This window comes from Vibrio zhanjiangensis, from assembly GCF_030161235.1.
GTDB classification, from domain to species: Bacteria; Pseudomonadota; Gammaproteobacteria; order Enterobacterales; family Vibrionaceae; genus Vibrio; species Vibrio zhanjiangensis.
Map to the genome: position 1 here is coordinate 47742 of NZ_BSPW01000043.1, position 19433 is coordinate 67174.

Here is a 19433-nt window from a genome sequence, read left to right on the forward strand (position 1 = left end):
CACTATATTGGATATGATGTTACCGCGTCACCTTCAATGACTAAAACAGTCTGCTCTGTCACTTTTTTCCAACCACGATTTTGTTCCAAAGGTTCAGAAGCTAACACAATATTAGAGCCTTCTTTGCGTATAAACACCGTGGGGGCATCATTGTCTGAGCTATAACGAACAGCCCAAAGCTTTTCTCCATCAGAGATACAAATTGAAGCCTTTAATGGCTCTTTAATGCCCCGACTCACCATTAGTTGACTGATATCACTTAATGTTTTTCGAATGGCATCAACAGGCTGCTCTCGCAAACCATTTTTTAGCATAAGAAGAAAGATAAGCTCACTGTCCGTGGTTCCCATTCTTTTAAGGAAAAGGGATTCGGGCAGTTGCTGATGCAAATCATATTTGACCTGCTGGAAACCACCAATTTGTCCATTGTGGAGAAACATCCAGTTATCGATGATGAATGGATGACAATTTGAACGAGCAACCTGAGTACCAGTAGATGAACGTACATGAGCCATAAATCGGTGAGAACGAATATGATGCGTCAAAGAACGCAGATTCTCATCTCCCCAGGCAGGCAAAACTTCATGGAATTGTCCAGGAGTATCACGTTCTGTATACCAACCTAGGCCAAAGCCATCAGCATTCACACGCGTAACGGCTTTCCTCGCATCAATACTTTGATGCACCAGCGAGTGCTCTGGTTCATATACTAACTCATCGAGGTAAATCGATTCTCCCTGATAAGCTAACCAACGGCACATAATAACTCCTTAAACACTAGTGATAATTTTGGTGGCATAAAATCATGAATTAAACAACTGAGCAAGCAATTCTATGCTTGGCTCTATTTCCTCCATCGGTGTATTGCCAAATCCTAGCACCACCGCACGCCACGACCTATTTATATCACCACTATGTTCATAGTAGCTCAAAGGCTGTAACTGGATACCATGATTAGATGCTCTTTTTGACCATTCTAGTTCACTGATACCATGATCCCACTTGATAGTGACATGAAGCCCTGCAGCCTGACTGATCACTTTGACCTGTTGACCAAGACGTCGCGCAAGGCCATCCACCACCCTTTGATGCTTTTGTTTATATAAACGACGCATTTTTCGTATATGACGAATAAGGTGCCCTTCCCCAATAAAGTCCGCCAGTGCCTCTTGTGTATGAGAAGGAGAGCCACCACTTAAAGCGTCCTTTATTTCGAGACACCTTTGTACATGATGCTCCGGAGCGACAAGATAACCTATCCTTAAGCCGTTGAACATCACCTTACTCATTGAACCAATATACATGACATGCTTTGACAGCCCTATTTGGCTAGCTAAGCCTTGCAAACAAGAATAAGGCCGATTTGCAAACTGGAACTCGCTATCGTAGTCATCCTCGATGAGCCATCCTTGCTGATTTTCAGCCCATTTTATCAGTTGCAAACGAGCTTCTGTATTGAGTGTTGTACCCATAGGGTATTGATTACTAGGCGTAATATAGAGTGCTCGGGCACGGCTTCGCTTTACATCATCCAAGTCAAAACCAATTGTTTCATGGACTCTCAAAGGCTCTAAGTGGTATTGGTTAAGCTCAATAATCTTAGCCATTTGAGTATATCCCGGCTGCTCCATCAGAATTTTATCATGTGAAGAAAGTACGCTCATTGTTGCTATCATAAGAGCCTGCTGAGCACCCGAAGTGATTAGAATATTGCCAGGGGAACAACAAACAGAACGGCTCGATGACAAATACTCAGCCAACGCAGATCGGAGTGCTAGACTACCCTGAATATCTTGGCTACCCAGTAAACTTGTACGTAAAACATGCCTTTGCATGAGTTTTTGCCAAGTCTTTATTGGAAATTGCTTTAAATCAGGAACACCACGTTCAAACAAGGCTCTTTTTCCTAGGGCTGGGATTGATCTGTCAATGGGACATCGGGCCTGCATTTCTGGGATAAAGTCATTCGGTAGCTCTAATGAAACGTAAAAACCTGATCCGGGTTTACTCTCGATATATCCTTCGGCTAGAAGTTGATCATAAGCGGCATTAACCGTATTGCGACTTACATCCAGTTCTGCTGACAACGTACGAGTGGAGGGTAGCCTTCCCCCCAAATGCCATAGACCACTGACAATTTTAACCTTAATCGCATTAAACAGCTGCTGCTGAAGTGTTTCTGCTCCACCAAGGAGACTTAGATCTCCAATATCAATTAAAGCCATAAATTGGTTCCATCACTTTTTACAAACTGGCCCTTAATAGAATACCAATTTGTATTTAAATTGATAACACAATGTCACAATTAAGAGAAACTCGATGCTTTCCAACACCAAGAGAACTGAAATAAAAAAGGGGGCTCATAAAGCCAGTTTTGACAGGAATCACTTAGAACAAATTATCGATGAAAGTCTCATCGCGCATATCGCAATCCACGATGAGCAGGGCCCCATAGTGATTCCCATGTTAGCATGGCGCGTGAACAATTATGTCTATATACACGGAGCGCAAAACAGTCGATTAATGCGTCAATTACAGCAATCACACCACACCTGTTTAACCTTTACTTTATTTGATGGCTGGGTTCTCGCAAAGTCAGCATTTCATCACAGCGCTCACTATCGTTCAGCGATAGTCCTCGGTAAGTTCGAGCCTGTTCACGATGCCCACGAAAAAGATGCATTACTCAACCACTTTATCGAACAAATTGCTCCAGGTAGAACTCAAGATATTAGACTGAGTAGTCAACGTGAACTAGCGGCAACTATGTTGCTAAAAATCCCTCTAACCGAAGCATCGGTTAAAATCAGCTGTCACGGTGTTAGAGATGAAAAGCATGATCTTGATAGACCAGTTTGGAGTGGCGTACTACCGTATAGAACCATTGTAGGCCCATTACAGCCAGAAAAGGTCAACAGCAACATCGCCGTGCCTGATTACAGTCAAGCATATGAGGCACGTTGGTTCAGCAACGTGCAAATATAGAAATCAGATAGCGCTACACAAAATAGCGCTGTCTATATTGATTTGGAGTCAAACCACGCTGCTTTTTAAACATACGTATAAAGCTGCCAAGGTTTTGGTACCCCAACCTTATACAGATATCCTCGACTTCCAATCCATGACGCATCATTTCGACAGCAATATTGCTCAGAACATAACCGCTAACCGTAGTAAAATTCATACCTAACTCTCTCAGGCGGCGCTGAAATTGCTGAATCGAGAGTCCCAATAAATTAGAGACTAATCCTATCGTTGGTAGACCGTAGTGGCGACTATAGTTGAGAATTTCATAAATGACTTTTATTTCATCTTCAGCGTCTGGCATATTAAGTAGTTCATCAAGATCTAAGAAATTCATTGCCAAGGGTCCGACTTGGGCTCTCGCTTGCTGTCTCGTCGCTAGACGTAAGTCGGCATGAAACCAGACCTGAGTCATCGAATGACTCCACTCAATATCGCAACCAAAATAGTGCTTATAAACAGCGCTGTCACAACGACTGCCCTGAAGTTGTATGCGTAAAGGCGTAAAATCATCCCCCAAATATCGGCGCAAGATCTTTGTTAAGACAACGGCAATGCGGACACTGTCATGAACTTTGCATTGAGGGTCGACAAAAGGGTTTTGATACGTCCATTTTATCAATGGTCCACTTATCGACGCTGAAAGAAATGCGCCACTTTGCAAACTACTAAAACCATAGTTGACTCGTCGAATAGTCGAGGCTAAATCGCTACCTGACAGCAACCAGCGTGAAATAGGACCAATACGACTCAAATCAACATCGAGGCTAGTATCAAGAATGATGTTTGCGTTGTTAGTCACATTCTCCAATTGATTGAACCAAGAGTTAATTTCTGACATGGGTATCAATGTCATGGGATTTTGAAAAGCAGACTCAGGAATGCCGAGTCGATTATCGGGTATCTTGTATCGATATCGTGCCGAGCGGTGAATATGCCCGATTGCCAAAGCCCGCATAAACCTTACTCTTTTCATAAACAGATCACATCACTTAATGTCATTTTTTTAATTAATCTGTCATATAGACAATAAAATTACAAATATTACTCACAATGCCACGATCAAACTGCTTTTTTAAAATTCATGTAGGAGTCGTTATGAGTTTAGTGAGTGTTCCCTTCGTCGATACTGGTGCTGATACCGTATTACATGTGTTTGCGACGATCGTTTTGGTGGCAACCCTCGGAGCCACTTTATTTGGAGTATGGAAGTTTCATGAGCTGCCTATCAACAAAGCTCACAGTAAAGAACACCACCAGATAGGCCTTATTACTGCGCTGACTTGGATTGGATTTATCTGGCACTGGGTTTGGGTCGTGGCGGTAATCTTGGCATTTGTCGACATGGAAAAAGCAATTGTTCATTTGCGTGATACTTGGAACCACGCACCAAAAACTAATCAAGAGCGAGAGGAAGCATAATGTTAGAAGGTCTCGCTGTCTGGTCATTACTCATTTATATCCTCAGACTGATAGGAATGCCATGGAATAAGTTCACCCAATCTTTCGCGTATTTAGGAGGTGTCTCATGGTTGATGTTTGTCTGGGTAGGACTCATTAATTATGCGCCAATGGATTTATCGGGTGGTTCGATTGTTCAATCTCCGCACATCCAGCTGCGTCCTGATTCTCCCAATGTTGCTGGCAAAGTAGAAAAAATCCACATTTCACCCAATCAAGACGTATACAAAGGACAACTGATTTACCAAATCGATCCGACACAATATGAGATTTCTTATCATCAAGCACAACAAACGCTAGCTTCTGCACAAGCTGAGTTGGATGTCGCCTATCAAGATATCAGTATTTCCAGAAACGCATACCAAGCAGTGATTCAAGAGTTGGACACCTTAGAAAGCGAACTCAATTCCGCAAAAGCCGATTACCAACTGCAAAGCAAAATGCTAAAACGGTACCGTGAGCAAAACCGAGTCGTCAACAACACGATTACGGCCAGTGATATCGATAAACAAGAAACAGCGATGACTCTTGCCAAGCAAAATGTTACCACAATAGAGTCACAGATTAACACTCAGCAGATTGATATTGAGAGGGCAAAACTCGCCATTGAAACATCTGAATTAAACGCCAAAACCAAACAAACTCAGTTGAAAACCACTCAACAGCAGGTTGCGAAAGCCAAGTGGGATCTCGACAGCACTAAAATATACGCACCCATTGATGGCTTCGTGACAAATTTCATTCTTCGTGAAGGTCAACTGGTCTCTCGGCTACCTAGAATACAGATGTATACCAATGAAAAATATGTACTCATGCGCGTCAATCACCAAGCCCTGCGAAAAATCAAAGTAGGACAAGTAGCCGAGTTCGCGTCTTCTGTTTATCCAGGAAAAATATTTTCCGCGCATGTTGAAGGTATCGTTGAAGCGACTGGAGAATCTCAAGGCAATCTGCTCGGTTGGGACGACTCTGTTCGGCTTACAACAGGAAACAATCTACAAAACAAACATCATTTCGTACGCCTAAAGGTGGATGAGCCGCTTGGTTACGATATACCCGTTGGTTCTGTGGGTCTGGCTTGGGTCAGTGCAGAAAAGCCTATCGGCTTTATGGCTTTTCTTGATGTGCTACGAGGCATCATTATACGTATGAAGTCACAGCTATATTATTTTTATTCAATCTAAAGTGAGGTGATAGATCTTCCGCTAGTACTTTGCCAAAAATTATTAGCAATATAAGCGAATTTGCAAAATGCATTTTTATTTTGCAAAAAATTGATATAAAAGCGACCACCACCGCCCAATAAATAAGCAATTAAGCACTGTAAAACTTGGCACATATAATGCTTTATTGAAAGTGGCTCTCTGTAAGTCGAGAGTCACCTAGCCAACTGACGTTGTTAGTGAATAGAGCATTGTTCACAATTCTACAAGCCAATCTCGCTTCTTGAGATTGGCTTTTTTTATTCAAATTTGTATTTGTGATGGGTTGGAAAATGTAGAGTCTGCATAGAAGAAAACCCCACTAGACTCTCGCCTAATGGGGTTTATTCTTACTCGCAGCATTCCAGCTACTAACCAGTGCTCCCTGCATCAATTCCCTGATAGTAAACTGATTCCTTCAGCTCTTTCCTTAACTTCGCCTTCCTAGCGGTGTCCATAGCGTCCAGCTCGTTAACTTTCCTAGTTAACTCTCTTCGCTTTATCCTAAAGCGGTGTCCTTTAAACTGTCTTCCTGACAGCTCTTGCCTAGTTCCATTAAGCATCCATTAACTTTCCTTGTTGTAACCATCCTAGTTACTTGCGTCCAGTCAATGTCCTTTTTTGCTTTCCCTGCTGATTATTCATCCTAAACAATCGAATCTTCTTTCCTGAAGATGACCTATCCGTGGGTCTTTCCTGTTCCATGCCTGCATCCTGCTGACAACTTAAGATTATGATAAAGAGGCCATTTAACAACGAGGAATTTTAAATCAATTAACTCCCTTTGTAGCTAAAAAATATAAATTTCTAATTTATACAACAACTTAAAATAAAACCAGGGCTATAATCATATCAAAAACCATCACTATGCTTACGAATTTGTAGGAAATATCTCACAAGCTACAAAGCCTTTTACTTACAAGGCTATATTATTACCAAAGCGATTAATGCGATCAAAATCACACAAAATATAAGACTAAACAAAAGACCTGACGACAAAACGAATTTTTCTGGACTAACTCAGGACAAAACAGGATATTATCTTTCAGAATAAGCGGTTAATTATCCTATATAGGGTTTTCTTTCATAGAGGAACAACAACATGATTTCTAAATGGGCGCAGCGATTTTATCAAATGGCCGTTCTCGTAGGCTCTTGGAGTAAAGATCCATCAACTCAAGTCGGGGCGGTTATCACAAAGCAAAATCGAATCGTTTCAGTCGGCTTCAATGGCTATCCGCACGGTATATCAGACAGTGCAATGACAGACGACCGAGAGATGAAATACCTTAAGACTCTCCATGCCGAGGAAAATGCGATTCTGTTTGCCAAACGTGACTTAGATGGCTGCGAGATTTGGGTTACGCATTTCCCTTGCCCTAATTGCGCTGCGAAAATCATTCAAACAGGTATATCCGCTGTCTATTGTCCTGAGCAAACCCAAGATTTTCTATCTCGCTGGGGAGATAAAATTAAAGTCAGTCAAGAAATGTTTCTACAAGCAGGTGTCGACGTTCATTGGCTACCTATCAACGAACTACACAGCGACATTTAGTTGCTCAAGAGCATCAAATAGCTGCTGGGATTTGTAGGGTTTGGACAAATAAGCGTCCATCCCTGCTTCAAAACAGCGATCGATTTCTTCCGGTAAAACACTTGCAGTAAGAGCAACGATAGGTACATGACTTTTACCCAATTCCTTTTCCCAAGCCCTAATATTTCTCGTCGCTGTGAGACCATCCATAACTGGCATCATACAATCCATAAGTATTGCCGTATAATGTTGCTCTGATTGGACCATTGCAACGGCTTCAGCCCCATTGCTTGCGATCTGATACTCGATACCTATTTTTTCAAGAAAAAAACTGGCTATTTTCTGATTCATCAAGTTGTCCTCTACAATCAAAATACAACCTGTTCCACTTGTGGGATAGACTAACTCTCGCTCCTGCCCTGAATCCGCTGCGTTATGCTCTATAGATCGAGTTGCTTTGAATATCGCCGACTCAAGCCGACGACCCAAAAATGGAAGAGTAAGGTTTGAAGATACTAAGGCCCCGTAGTCTGATGATATGTACAGGTGATGTTGAAGTCCAATAATCTCTGCAAACTGAAAATGTGCTTTTAATGAAGCAAGATCTTGACGTGAGCTATATTGTGGGTGGTAGCTGTAGAAAATCACATCAAATTGCTCGTTAAGCAAGATGGCACTGTGTGTATTCGAGACTTTAGCCAATACCAAACCAAAACGCTCAACTTCACTTTGTACTAGAGCACTATAGTGACTTTCATTCACCACCAGCAGTGCGTTGCCCTTAAATATACGCCTGCCTTTATCCTCAGAACAAACGCCGTGCGCTGGCACTTTGAAGCTAAAGCAACTCCCCTCGCCAAGTGTCGAGTTAACCGCCACTTTCCCACCCATGAGTTCGGCGATTTGACGACAAATGGTCAGGCCTAACCCTGTGCCACCATAGCGACGGGTAATTCCTTCGTCTTGTTGAATGAACGGCTGGAAGATCTCCTCCAATTTTTCATTCTGTATTCCAATACCGGTATCCAAGACTCTAAAGTGCAAAAATAAGAGATCATCCTCATTACAGAGCTCAACAACAACAGAAACCCTACCATCTTGTGTAAATTTAACCGCATTGCTCAGCAAGTTCATAAGAATTTGCTTAAAACGGAATTCATCCAAAAGTAAATTTTCTGGTATGTTTGAAGCGAAGTTGACGCTCAGTTCAACTTGCTGCTTTAAGGCTTTAGTGCTTACCATGCTCATTACCTCAAAAGTTACCTCACGAATATCGGTATGACTTGGAGATAATTCGAGATTTCCTGATTCAATTTTCGATAAATCAAGAATGTCATTAATAAGTACCAGTAGAGCTTGGGATGAGACGTCAATATCAGATAGGATCTCTCTCTGAGATGAATTGAGATGACTATCCGATAAAATCTCCGTCATCCCGATAATCCCATTGAGTGGTGTTCTAATCTCATGCGACATATTAGCCAAAAAAGCACTTTTGGTCTGGTTTGCTGATTCGGCACTTTCTTTAGCAAGCAGCAAAGCCTTTTCGTAGTCTTTCTGCACTTGGATGATATAATTCACACCCTGAGCAAATTGAGTAAACTCATCTTTACCATCAACAGACACTAAATCGGTATTTTTGCTGCTTGACAAACCTCCTAATACCACAAGAATGTCAGTCAATTTTGAATTAATACGGTATAAGGTACTCGCCCCCCAGAAAAACATCGCAGCAAAAACAAGGGCTCCTACTGTAGCAAAAAAGTACAAAGTGTATTGATTCCATTTAATGTTGCTCATCAAATCACGACGAAGCTGGTCAGATAAGGCTTCAAGGCGTTTTTCTACTTCTCGATTATGATTTTCCAACTCAAAGGGAAACGTCACAAAGCCTTCGCTATTTGTCGAAGTGCGTTTTTCAAAATATTGGCTACGTTGTGACATGACTTTTGGTAAAACATCCAGTAAAGGCTCTGTATGAATTAGGTGAACACTTAGATTGACAATTCTTTCAAAATAAAATTGTTGCCTCTCACTAATTTTAAAGTAGTCCTCTACATACTGTGCATACGTCAGTTGGTTAACTTCTATCTCTTGGACAAGCCACGCTTCGCGTTCCATCCAAAAATACAACCAATTGAGATCACTCATCGCCAATTCAAGTTGATGAATATCCAAATCCAAATTGTGGCTCTCTATCGACTGCACTGAAGTGTAAAGTAACAATAAGGCGTTGTAGATGTCATGACCTTTATTCAAGCGCTCGCTATCATCCAGATCAGCAGTGTCAGGTATCAGTTGTAAAAGTGAGTTGATGTTAGCGAGAGTACCATTGGAGCCATGAAATCCGTGATGATTGTGTTTTTCGGTATGTGCCACTTGGGCGACTTTATTTACTGATTTTAGCGCAAGAATTTGACCATTGTTTCTGGTGTTTTTGTCATTACTTCCATCAAGCATTTGAGACACATATCTGGTCAGCTGTTTCAGGTATTTCAGCGATTCAATTTTCTCCATAACAACATGATTGCTATGGAGCTTAACTTGAATATCCCGAACTGCATTTACCGAAAGCACGACAATCATTAACGTCGGGATAAGACATAAAATCAACAGCCGATTTTTAATCGAAATATTGGTAAGTAGCATTGAGACTCGTTCCTTCGAATCATTTAACAACCACTAAAAATTCAATATTAGACGATACGCGCTCAATGTATTGTCTAAAACACGGAATTTATACATTTTTAACCTCTACAACACAGAATATTTGATTTTGCCATCTCTACTTTTCCTTTGTGTGCATGGTTTTTTCAAAATTGATTGATCTAGTTAATGATATACTTTCAACACTCTCAGATAACTTTGTATATCAACATATCACGCAACAAAAACGTGACACCCTCCCCAATAATCACCCACTTCAACAAATTCGGTGCGGAATATTGTGAACTGTGTATTTTTCGATAAAAAAAAAGTATCACTTAATAAAAAAGTCAACCGCAAAAATACGACAATATTTCTAATAAAAATCAATAAACATTCACCGAAACGCGGTATTATTTTTTCTAGCAGAAAAAGAGCCAAGGTATTACAATTCGCGCCATAAAAATAAATATATTACATCCTCTACAACACTAACCCTACACATTAGTGAAGTAGAATCAGTCCTATAAACGTGAAAGGTCCCCAAAAACAATGAGTCCAGAGAAACATCTTCTAGACTGGCAAACAAGCCAAACGATTGCGGAAACAATCTCCCCCCTACTTGGTCAACTCTATCGCGAAAAAGGCGTTGAAGTTTTACTCTTTGGTAAAACTATGGTCAACGCTGCAACTATCGATATTATCAAGGCACACAAACTCGCGCGAAGATATACTGGGACTCTTTTGTCTACAGAACAAACGTTGCCACTGATTAAAGCCTTATCCGAAATGGAACTCTCACCATGTAGAGTTGACATCGGCCAACTTGCTCATCAGTTTTGGCAAGGCCGCGATGATGACTATGGCGTTAAGGATTTCCTACATACGTCTTTACTTGGTGCAATGAATGGTGAAACGGTCACAGAACCTCGAAACGTCGTGCTCTATGGATTTGGTCGTATCGGTCGACTTCTCACTCGCCTTTTAGTAGAAAAAAGTGGTCCCGGCTATCCTTTGCGGCTACGAGCGGTCGTCGTACGAGGCGGCAAAAAAGGGGATTTGGAGAAACGAGCAAGCTTGCTGCGAAGAGATTCTGTTCATGGCCAGTTTAATGGCAGCATTATCGTTGACGAAGAGCGCAAAGCTATTATTGCCAATGGCAATTACATTCAGTTTATTTATGCAAACACGCCCGAAGAAGTTGACTACACTGCCTATGGCATCAACAACACTTTAGTCGTTGACAATACCGGAGTATGGAGAGACAGCGAGGGACTTAGCCGACATCTTGGATGTAAAGGCGCAGAAAAAGTCCTTCTAACCGCACCAGGAAAAGGTGAGATCAAAAACATAGTATTTGGCGTTAACGAGAATACTATTCTTGCACAAGATACGATCATTTCGGCCGCGAGTTGTACCACCAACGCTATTACACCAGTACTTAAAGCGGTAAATGACAAATATGGCATTACTTCAGGTCATATAGAAACTGTCCATTCTTTCACCAATGATCAAAACCTTATTGACAATTTTCACTCCGGAGAGCGCCGCGGGCGCAGTGCTTCTCTAAATATGGTGTTGACCTCTACAGGCGCAGCCAAAGCGGTGGCAAAGGCACTGCCTGAGCTAGCGGGTAAGCTGACAGGTAACGCAATCAGAGTACCTACACCAAATGTCTCTATGGCCGTTGCCAATCTCAACCTTGATACTGTGGCCGATAAAAACGAGCTTAATGCCTACTTGCGCGAAATGGCTCTAAAATCAGAGCTTTCTGCCCAAATCGACTATACCGAATCGACCGAAGTCGTCTCAACTGATTTGGTTGGCTCTCGTTTTGCTGGCGTGGTAGATGGTGCGGCTACTATCGCACAAGACAAACGCTGTGTGCTTTATATATGGTATGACAATGAATTTGGATATAGCTGCCAAGTTGTTCATTGTATGGAACAAATGATGGGTGTTCGTTACAAAACTTACCCTAGCGTATAACCTGATTTTCTTCCTAACAAAACTTAGGAACATGCCTCCACAACAATAATAATAATCTATCCCATCTTTGCCGCTTTTTTAAAAGGCGGCTTTTTTATTTGTGTATTCATGTTTGGTTCATTTATGACGCTTTAATATACAAATATCAATAGTGAGGTTTAAGTATATGAATAAGATGATTGCCAGCGTATTAGCGCTCTTTATTGGTTTATTTACCATTGCTTTTAGCATCATAATGCTCGTCCCTTTGACGATTATCGCACTTCTAACAGGCAAAAAAATCGAAAAGTCACTCCGCCAGCGCGCTTCACAATTCCAGAGCCAAACAAGAGGCACTGTATTGGAGGGAGAATATGAAGACATCTCAAAATAGTCTCAATAATGATGAACTCAGGACCCAAAAAACCATTGCATTGACCTTCTATATAGCCGCTGTTACTACAGCGGTGATCATTTGCCCCATTCCATATTGACAAACCATTCATATCAAGCCTTCTCACCCGCCCTTAGCACGATAGCGATACACTTCCCCCCGCTAATTCTGGGGAATATGATTTTTTTCGACTAAGCTGGAATTAATTGTTGTATTTAATTAATACCTTTGTTAGTTAGTCTAAGGTTTAATAATTATTGAAGGATTGACAGATGAGTAATGGTCAACGAGCAATTACACTTCGCTTTTTAGCAGAACCAGCGGATGTCAACTTTGGCGGAAAAGTCCATGGTGGAGCGGTAATGAAATGGATTGACTTGGCAGCCTATGCCAACGCTGCGGCATGGAGTGGAAAATACTGCATTACCGCCTACGCAGGAGGAATCCGTTTTGTCGCACCTATACATGTGGGCAACCTTGTTGAAGTCAGTGCCAAGGTTATCTACACAGGCAAGACATCCATGCACATCGCCATTGATGTACAAGCGAGTGATCCAAAAGTACTAGAAAACCGCCTAACCACTCACTGCATTGTCATAATGGTCGCCGTTGATGAGCAAGGAAAACCCTCCCCCATTCCTGAATGGATTCCAGAAACACAAGATGATATCCAACTTAGAGACTCGGCAATAAGGTTAATGAATATGCGGACACAAATAGGTGAAGAAATGGAAGCGCATGTGAAATACCTTAAATAAGCCCTTAGAGGAAAATTGAGGTTGTGTCATTTTTTCTTCATCTTTAATTGATTAAATAGCAGCCCAGTATTTGAGGGAAGGGACATGACGTGCAGTTGAGTGAGATCACACTGAGTGAAGAAACATTAACCAACAAGAAGGCCATTGAATATCAGTGGGTAAGAAGCTTGTATGTCAGCGGATATGCCAGTCAAGACATTAATCACTATATCCAAACATGCTTTGGCGGAGACGATGTGTTTGCCGATTTATTTCGCAAAGTCGCCCTCTCACAGGAAAGCCTATACGTACTACTAAGATACTTGGGCTGTGCTCCTTCAAGCCGAGAGTTCTAACACTTCAATCAATTTCTAACACTTCCATCAATACTGGAAGAACTACCCTGTTCGACAACGCCTCACTATTTTGCACCAATAAAAAAACCCGAATGACTCGGGTTTTGGTTACAAAAACTGTTAGTCGTAACATCGTAAGGAATTTTAGCTAACAGCCAGCTATGCGTAACGCCAGATGTGCTCTCTCCTTAACTGATCGGCGGCCAAACCAAAGTAGGTTAAGTCGAGAAACCGTCGGGTAACCTTTCAGCCACCCTTATTATTGTAATTAGCCCTTAACACCGCCGGCGGTCAACCCTCCAACCAACCAACGTTGTGCTAATAGGAATACAATCGTTATTGGTAATGCAGACAAAACTGCTGCTGCAGCAAAATCGCCCCACAAATAGTTTTGTGGGTATAAATACTGCTGCATACCAACCGCTAACGTATAGGAGTCTACATCAGAAAGTAGTACTGACGCCACTGGAACTTCACCAATAACCATGATGAATGACAAGATAAAGACAACCGCAAGAATCGGTACAGACAGTGGTAAAAGAACCAACCTAAAGGCTTGCCATGGTGTTGCGCCATCGAGTGCAGCCGCTTCTTCAAGAGAAGTGTCTATGGTCTCGAAGTATCCCTTAATTGTCCATACGTGCAACGCGATACCACCAAGATAGGCGAATATTAGTCCACCATGCGTATTCAAGCCCAAAAACGGGATGTATTGCCCGAGTTTATCAAACAATGCATAGATAGCGACGAGTGCCAATACAGGAGGAAACATCTGAAAGACCATCATAGATTTAAGAAGCGTATTTTTGCCCCTAAACTTCATTCGCGCAAAGGCATACGCTGACGTGGTTGAAAGAGCAACAATCATAATCGATGAAATACCAGCCACTTTGACTGAGTTCCACAACCAAGTAAGAACAGGGAAAGGTGGTGACGTAATCGTCCCGTCGTCATTGGTTACCGAGAGCCCCAGCGCTAGCTTCCAATGCTCTAGCGAAGGGTTATCCGGTATAATACTTCCTATTGCAAAATTGCCTTCTCGTAGTGATATTGCAACAATCATCAATAGTGGAAAGAGAATTAAAGCAAGAAAACACCACAATAATATATGTGTTGCCCAAACTCTGTATTTCAGTGATTGGCCCTGTACCATCGCCATTACAACTCTCCTTAATCTTGAGCCACTTTGGTTACGCGGAGATTGAGCAGTGCTAAAGCCCCGACGAGAAGGAAAATAAGTGTCGCTATTGCGCTTGCCAAACCGAAGTTTTGCCCTCCAGCACCCTCGAAAGCTATTCGATAGGTATAATTCACGAGTAAATCAGTGTGACCGGCTCTCTCCGTTGTCCCTAACATATTTGGACCACCTTGAGTGAGTAACTGAATCAATACAAAGTTATTGAAGTTAAATGCAAAGCTCGCAATCAAAAGAGGCGTTAGCGGTTTAATCATCAATGGTAAAGTAACAAAACGGAAATTATCAACAAAGTTCGCTCCATCAATGGCTGAAGCTTCATACAAATCGTCAGGGATCGCTTTGAGTAAGCCCATACATAAAATCATAATATATGGAAACCCAAGCCAGGTGTTGACAATAATAATCATCAGTTTGGCCATGAGAGGATCAGAAAACCAACTTGGGCTAATACCAAAAAGTGCTTCCAACACCATATTAATTTCACCAAAACTTTGGTTAAACAGCCCCTTAAAAATCAATATTGAAATAAATGCTGGTACGGCATATGGCAAAATTAAGAGCACACGATAAATCGAACGACCTTTTAACGCCTCCCACTGGACGATGTTTGCTAAGATCAGGCCAATCATAAGAGTTAACCCAACACTTAGTGCAGAAAAAACCACTGTCCAAACAAAAATACTGACAAAGGGCTGTTGAATCCCTTCTTCTTTCCAAACTCTCTCGAAGTTATGCATTCCTACTGTAACAATATATCCAGGAGAAACAGTAGCACCAGTAAACGCTCCTTTATCGTCGATCGGTTGATAAAAGCCTATAAGGTTATTAGGCTTTAGATACTGGTTGGTTTCATTGTTATAAAGAGTCTCACCATCATCCTGCAATGTATAAAGTGGTCCGATGGCCGCAAATTTACGTAAGTTACTCATACGTATCACTTCACCGGATGGCAAAAATAAATCAATACTGCCAAGCAGAGATTTATTTTTGATGATGGTTTTTATATTTTCCTTTTTGCCGTCAACCCGTTGTGTTTGTGACAAATGCAGTTCACGGTTTAACTTGTCCCAGCTAAATTCATTGGTGATATATTGTTGCCCTTCCTTACTGATCAGGATGCGATGCCCATTGGCTGTGCTAATTAATGAAAATGGATAACTTTCTCCACTTTGATAGGTGCGTTCGAGTAAAACGGATTGTGCCCGTTCAAAAGAGAGCTGATTTTTAGCACTGTAGTTGGTGAATGCAAGGCTCACCGTGTAGATCAAAGGAAAGAGAATAAATAAAATCATACCCGCAATACCTGGGTAGATATAACGGTGTGCATATGTTTTGTTGCTGCCAAAAATAAATAATGCCAGTGCCGTAATGACAAGAGTGAGAAGCGCAAACGCCATCTCTCCTCTTGAGTACATTAAAATAGTTGCGTAGCCATTGATAACACCAACTAAGGCCAGAAGCACCCATTTTATCAATACATTTTTGTTTGAAGGCAAGCTCACTCTTGGTGATCGCATAGTGCCCGTATCCTGAACCGACTGCATATAATACCCTGCTCGCGATAGTAAAAACATGAGTGAGGACAGATTCCTCACTCTAAAACATCCAATTACTGTGTCATTCTTGCTTGAGCAGCTTTAAGTGCATCAGGAACACTTTGTCGACCATCAACAACGTTGTCTAGCGCATCTTTCATGCTATACCAAAAGGTTGTAAACTGAGGGATATTCGGCATAATTTCTCCATTCATCGCATTATCCATAGTTGCTGCAATACGAATATCTGAATCAATTAACTTCTGGAATGATTTCAAGGCAACAGCGCCAAGCGGCTTATCATCATTAAGGCTTTTAAGCCCTTGGTTTGTGAGTAAATAGTTCTCCAAGAATTCTACCGCCAGCTCTTTGTTAGGAGAAACCGAACTTATTCCTCCTACCCAAACACCAACAAAAGGTTTTGACACCTGACCATTAAATTTAGGTAACGTGGTGACACCATAATCGATACCCGCTTTATCAATGTTCGACCATCCCCATGGGCCATTGATTATCATTGCAACATTCCCTGCCGCAAATTCAGATTCGGATACTGAGTAGTTCATATCAGCCGAGATAACTTTATTTTTTATCATGTCATTGATAAAAAATAGAGAGGCCTGAACACCCTCCTTCGCGACACCCACGTCTTGGGTGTCATAGCCATTTTTGACTTTCTTAAATGCATACCCACCATCTGCAGACAAAAGTGGCCAAGTAAAGTAGGCACCATCTCTCAGCGGCCACATAATCGCTTTCTTGCCTGATTTCTGCAATTTTGCATTCAGAGCGGGAATTTCTTCCCATGTTTTGGGTGGTGTTGAAAGTAGAGCCTTGTTGTAGATTAAGGAAACTGACTCAACAGCTACGGGGTAAGCTATCTTTTTACCTTTATAACTTGCCGCGTCCCAAGCAAACTCAACGATTCCCTGCTCAACGTCTTTCGATGGTTTTATTTCAGTAAGTAACCCAGCTTCTGCATAACCACCAAAACGATCATGAGCAAAGAATATAATATCTGGCCCTTCTCCAGCCGCAGCGGCTTTAGGAAATTTTTCTTCTAACTTCTCGGGGAAAGCGACGGTTACTTCAATACCGGTTTCTTCTTCAAAGCGTTTACCAACCTCAGCCATTCCTTCATAAGCTTTGTCTCCTCCGACCCACACAGTCAGTTTTCCTTCTTCGATGGCCGCATGAGCATTTATAGCGGTCACTATCGCGAGTACACTTAGGGTTATTTTGCTGAGAGGATTTTTCATGTCCACATCCTTTTTGTATATGAATTCTAGGCTCAAACTACTGAGGACTCATCGCCTCATTTGACCATGTATTTTCGCCAAATTATCAATTAACTCATCATCCCATCTTCTACGCCTTGGCTATTATGGCGTATTTTCGTGATCTTCATCGGTGGACAAAAAGGATGTAAATCACAAAAATTTCATAGGCCGTGATCCAATTCACCAATAAGCAGACTGTTTCTTTGATTTTGATCCGGATAAACGCTGAGTGAATAAAGACATCTACTCCCTAACGACTCACCCCTTGCCCAATAACCAATAGGAGGATGAACATTCGAGTAAAACAAAGCAAACTGGACTCGTCCCAGAGTGGATAGTAGGAACCTTTCCCAGCCTGTTCGGTTCACCGTAAAGCTGGGTTGCATTGCCGAGAGTACAGTGATAGAAAATCGTTGCCTGACACCAATGACGCGCTCAAGTCGCAAGTTTTTTGTCTGTCATGCAACAGTAATCATCGTCACCCAAAGGAACAACTCTGTATTGGCTCTGACGGGTGATGACAACGTCATCATCCTTATTTCTTGAACTGAGTTTACCGCTCTGTATCAACAAGGTATGGGAGCTTCCAACCAGAACATATCGTGCGATTGATTGGTTCAGAAAGCAAGCCAGTCCGTACTTTCATGTCGGATAGGTCCTGCTCGTAAAGGCAAACCCTAATAGATATAGCTGCATGATGATAACCCATAGACCAAAGCGCAGTTGAAAAAGAATAGTGATCGAGGATAAACGAGATGGCAAGTGTCACGTTAAAGAATGTATCTAAGGCATATGGCGACGTATTAATCTCAAAGAACGTTGATCTAGGCATAGCAGAAGGCGAATTTGTTGTCTTTGTAGGACCGTCCGGCTGTGGAAAATCGACTCTACTACGTTGTATTGCTGGCCTAGAAGACATTACATCAGGTGAACTTTATATCGACTCGCAGTTGATGAACGATGTTGAGCCATCAAAACGCGGTGTGGGTATGGTCTTCCAATCCTACGCCTTGTACCCACACCTGAATCTCTATGAGAATATGTCATTTGGTCTCAAACTGAGTAAAGCAAATAAGACAGAAATAGATAAACGAGTCGAGAACGCAGCCGATGTGCTTCAGCTCACCCATTTACTCGATCGTCAGCCCAAAGCTTTGTCAGGAGGACAAAGACAGCGCGTCGCGATCGGTCGAACTTTAGTGTCACAACCTAAAGTCTTTCTTCTCGATGAGCCTCTATCAAACTTAGATGCAGCTCTAAGAGTACAGATGCGCTCTGAAATCACCAAGCTTCAAAGAAAACTCGGCTGTACAATGATTTATGTAACACATGACCAAGTCGAAGCAATGACAATGGCAGATAAAATAGTCGTCCTTGACACAGGCTGCGTGGCACAAGTTGGCAAACCACTAGAACTCTACCATTATCCGAACAATCGTTTCGTTGCTGGCTTCATTGGGTCACCCAAAATGAACTTTATCAGTGTGTTCATTGAGGCCGTAGAAGAAGATAGAGTGATGGTTCAACTGGCCAATGGTACCGTCTTTTGGATTCCTGTTGATGGCCAAACAGTTACACGTGGTTCACGCATGTCATTGGGCATCAGACCAGAGCACTTATTACCCAGTGGTCAAGGTGATGCTACGATAGAAGGTAAAATTAATATTGTTGAAAAGCTCGGTAATGAAACCCAAGTTTATCTACATATTGATGCGGCAGATGCTGATGTTATCTATCGAGAGCCCGATACATTGGCCATAGAGGTGGGACATAAGTTTGCTGTCGATATCCCTGCCCATCGTTGCCATCTGTTTCACAGTGACGGTTCTGCGTGTCAGCGCTTATATAAAGAAGCTGGTGTCGGTTTCTAGATTACCCCCTAAGCCGTTGACAACTTGTGTCACAACCAAGATTGATATTGAAATTATGTAAAAGGAGCAAGATATGCTCCTTTTTTCTAACCTTGCTGAATTTTTTTATGTCCTTGCTCTAAATGCACAAAGTCCACTAAATCATCACCAGAGACCTGATAAGCTTTGTGATCACCAAGCGATTCTGTCGTACCTTAATTACCAAGCGACTTTGTCATTACGTTAAC

The 19433-nt window shown here is 41.9% G+C and carries 16 protein-coding genes and 1 pseudogene; 9 read left to right on the top strand and 8 right to left on the bottom strand.

Going from position 1 to position 19433, the window contains the following annotated elements; all coding sequences use genetic code 11:
- Positions 1-2: 2 nt before the first annotated feature.
- On the bottom strand, positions 3-761 hold the full coding sequence (locus QQK21_RS11370; protein WP_284192311.1) for a class II glutamine amidotransferase: 759 nt from the start codon (positions 759-761) through the stop codon (positions 3-5).
- A gap of 42 nt (positions 762-803) precedes the next feature.
- Complete coding sequence (gene pdxR, locus QQK21_RS11375) at positions 804-2225, bottom strand: MocR-like pyridoxine biosynthesis transcription factor PdxR (protein ID WP_284192312.1); 1422 nt, start codon at positions 2223-2225, stop codon at positions 804-806.
- 94 nt (positions 2226-2319) lie between these two features.
- On the opposite strand from pdxR, the gene QQK21_RS11380 reads away from it, so the two are divergent.
- Positions 2320-2985: a pyridoxamine 5'-phosphate oxidase family protein gene (locus QQK21_RS11380; RefSeq protein ID WP_284192313.1), complete on the top strand. Its 666-nt coding sequence runs from the start codon at positions 2320-2322 to the stop codon at positions 2983-2985.
- Positions 2986-2998: 13 nt separating this feature from the next.
- Here the strand turns inward: QQK21_RS11380 and QQK21_RS11385 are convergent, their stop codons facing one another.
- Positions 2999-4000: an AraC family transcriptional regulator gene (locus QQK21_RS11385; protein WP_284192314.1), complete on the bottom strand. Its 1002-nt coding sequence runs from the start codon at positions 3998-4000 to the stop codon at positions 2999-3001.
- A gap of 122 nt (positions 4001-4122) precedes the next feature.
- Here QQK21_RS11385 and QQK21_RS11390 point away from each other — a divergent pair, with 122 nt between their 5' ends.
- From QQK21_RS11390 to QQK21_RS11400, 3 genes are all read left to right on the top strand, one after another.
- Positions 4123-4446 (top strand): MFS transporter, encoded by a 324-nt coding sequence (locus QQK21_RS11390; protein WP_284192315.1) that lies wholly within the window; start codon positions 4123-4125, stop codon positions 4444-4446.
- Complete coding sequence (locus QQK21_RS11395) at positions 4446-5669, top strand: HlyD family secretion protein (RefSeq protein ID WP_284192316.1); 1224 nt, start codon at positions 4446-4448, stop codon at positions 5667-5669. Before QQK21_RS11390 ends, QQK21_RS11395 begins: the two co-directional genes overlap by 1 nt.
- 1120 nt (positions 5670-6789) lie before the next feature.
- Positions 6790-7242, top strand: coding sequence for a dCMP deaminase family protein (locus QQK21_RS11400; protein ID WP_284192317.1), 453 nt, complete (start codon positions 6790-6792; stop codon positions 7240-7242).
- Here QQK21_RS11400 and QQK21_RS11405 read toward each other — a convergent pair.
- Positions 7225-9870: a hybrid sensor histidine kinase/response regulator gene (locus tag QQK21_RS11405; protein WP_284192318.1), complete on the bottom strand. Its 2646-nt coding sequence runs from the start codon at positions 9868-9870 to the stop codon at positions 7225-7227. The genes QQK21_RS11400 and QQK21_RS11405 overlap by 18 nt on opposite strands.
- Before the next feature lie 549 nt (positions 9871-10419).
- Between QQK21_RS11405 and QQK21_RS11410 the strand changes: the two genes are divergently transcribed.
- From QQK21_RS11410 to QQK21_RS11425, 4 genes are all read left to right on the top strand, one after another.
- Positions 10420-11856, top strand: coding sequence for a glyceraldehyde-3-phosphate dehydrogenase (locus QQK21_RS11410; protein ID WP_284192319.1), 1437 nt, complete (start codon positions 10420-10422; stop codon positions 11854-11856).
- 166 nt (positions 11857-12022) lie between these two features.
- Complete coding sequence (locus QQK21_RS11415; RefSeq protein WP_284192320.1) at positions 12023-12229, top strand: hypothetical protein; 207 nt, start codon at positions 12023-12025, stop codon at positions 12227-12229.
- Positions 12230-12501: 272 nt separating this feature from the next.
- The gene (locus QQK21_RS11420; RefSeq protein ID WP_284192321.1) at positions 12502-12987 is read left to right on the top strand and encodes an acyl-CoA thioesterase; all 486 of its coding nucleotides are present in this window, start codon (positions 12502-12504) and stop codon (positions 12985-12987) included.
- 89 nt (positions 12988-13076) lie between these two features.
- A complete protein-coding gene (locus QQK21_RS11425; RefSeq protein WP_284192322.1) occupies positions 13077-13322 on the top strand; it encodes a hypothetical protein in 246 nt (81 codons plus the stop codon).
- A gap of 268 nt (positions 13323-13590) precedes the next feature.
- On the opposite strand, the gene malG is transcribed toward QQK21_RS11425, so the two are convergent.
- The 3 genes from malG to malE form a co-directional block, all read right to left on the bottom strand.
- Positions 13591-14481, bottom strand: coding sequence for a maltose ABC transporter permease MalG (malG, locus tag QQK21_RS11430; protein WP_284192323.1), 891 nt, complete (start codon positions 14479-14481; stop codon positions 13591-13593).
- Positions 14482-14492: 11 nt separating this feature from the next.
- On the bottom strand, positions 14493-16064 hold the full coding sequence (malF, locus tag QQK21_RS11435) for a maltose ABC transporter permease MalF (RefSeq protein WP_284192324.1): 1572 nt from the start codon (positions 16062-16064) through the stop codon (positions 14493-14495).
- A gap of 65 nt (positions 16065-16129) precedes the next feature.
- Entirely contained in the window at positions 16130-17314 is a 1185-nt protein-coding gene (malE, locus tag QQK21_RS11440; RefSeq protein ID WP_284192325.1) for a maltose/maltodextrin ABC transporter substrate-binding protein MalE, read from the bottom strand.
- 776 nt (positions 17315-18090) lie between these two features.
- Here malE and malK point away from each other — a divergent pair.
- On the top strand, positions 18091-19206 hold the full coding sequence (gene malK, locus QQK21_RS11445; protein WP_284192326.1) for a maltose/maltodextrin ABC transporter ATP-binding protein MalK: 1116 nt from the start codon (positions 18091-18093) through the stop codon (positions 19204-19206).
- An 86-nt stretch (positions 19207-19292) separates the two neighbouring features.
- Here malK and QQK21_RS11450 read toward each other — a convergent pair.
- Positions 19293-19382, bottom strand: a pseudogene (locus tag QQK21_RS11450) (heme utilization protein HutZ); the annotation flags it as partial.
- Positions 19383-19433 lie beyond the last annotated feature (51 nt).

What these genes read in the sequence shown, in the direction of transcription:
- QQK21_RS11415 (WP_284192320.1), top strand. Translation starts at nt 12,023, where the DNA reads ATGAATAAGATGATTGCCAGCGTATTAGCGCTCTTTATTGGTTTATTT.
- malK (WP_284192326.1), top strand. Translation starts at nt 18,091, where the DNA reads ATGGCAAGTGTCACGTTAAAGAATGTATCTAAGGCATATGGCGACGTA.
- QQK21_RS11370 (WP_284192311.1), bottom strand. Translation starts at nt 761, where the DNA reads ATGTGCCGTTGGTTAGCTTATCAGGGAGAATCGATTTACCTCGATGAG.
- QQK21_RS11395 (WP_284192316.1), top strand. Translation starts at nt 4,446, where the DNA reads ATGTTAGAAGGTCTCGCTGTCTGGTCATTACTCATTTATATCCTCAGA.
- malG (WP_284192323.1), bottom strand. Translation starts at nt 14,481, where the DNA reads ATGGCGATGGTACAGGGCCAATCACTGAAATACAGAGTTTGGGCAACA.
- QQK21_RS11420 (WP_284192321.1), top strand. Translation starts at nt 12,502, where the DNA reads ATGAGTAATGGTCAACGAGCAATTACACTTCGCTTTTTAGCAGAACCA.
- QQK21_RS11400 (WP_284192317.1), top strand. Translation starts at nt 6,790, where the DNA reads ATGATTTCTAAATGGGCGCAGCGATTTTATCAAATGGCCGTTCTCGTA.
- QQK21_RS11385 (WP_284192314.1), bottom strand. Translation starts at nt 4,000, where the DNA reads ATGAAAAGAGTAAGGTTTATGCGGGCTTTGGCAATCGGGCATATTCAC.
- QQK21_RS11410 (WP_284192319.1), top strand. Translation starts at nt 10,420, where the DNA reads ATGAGTCCAGAGAAACATCTTCTAGACTGGCAAACAAGCCAAACGATT.
- QQK21_RS11380 (WP_284192313.1), top strand. Translation starts at nt 2,320, where the DNA reads ATGCTTTCCAACACCAAGAGAACTGAAATAAAAAAGGGGGCTCATAAA.
- pdxR (WP_284192312.1), bottom strand. Translation starts at nt 2,225, where the DNA reads ATGGCTTTAATTGATATTGGAGATCTAAGTCTCCTTGGTGGAGCAGAA.
- malE (WP_284192325.1), bottom strand. Translation starts at nt 17,314, where the DNA reads ATGAAAAATCCTCTCAGCAAAATAACCCTAAGTGTACTCGCGATAGTG.
- malF (WP_284192324.1), bottom strand. Translation starts at nt 16,064, where the DNA reads ATGCAGTCGGTTCAGGATACGGGCACTATGCGATCACCAAGAGTGAGC.
- QQK21_RS11405 (WP_284192318.1), bottom strand. Translation starts at nt 9,870, where the DNA reads ATGCTACTTACCAATATTTCGATTAAAAATCGGCTGTTGATTTTATGT.
- QQK21_RS11390 (WP_284192315.1), top strand. Translation starts at nt 4,123, where the DNA reads ATGAGTTTAGTGAGTGTTCCCTTCGTCGATACTGGTGCTGATACCGTA.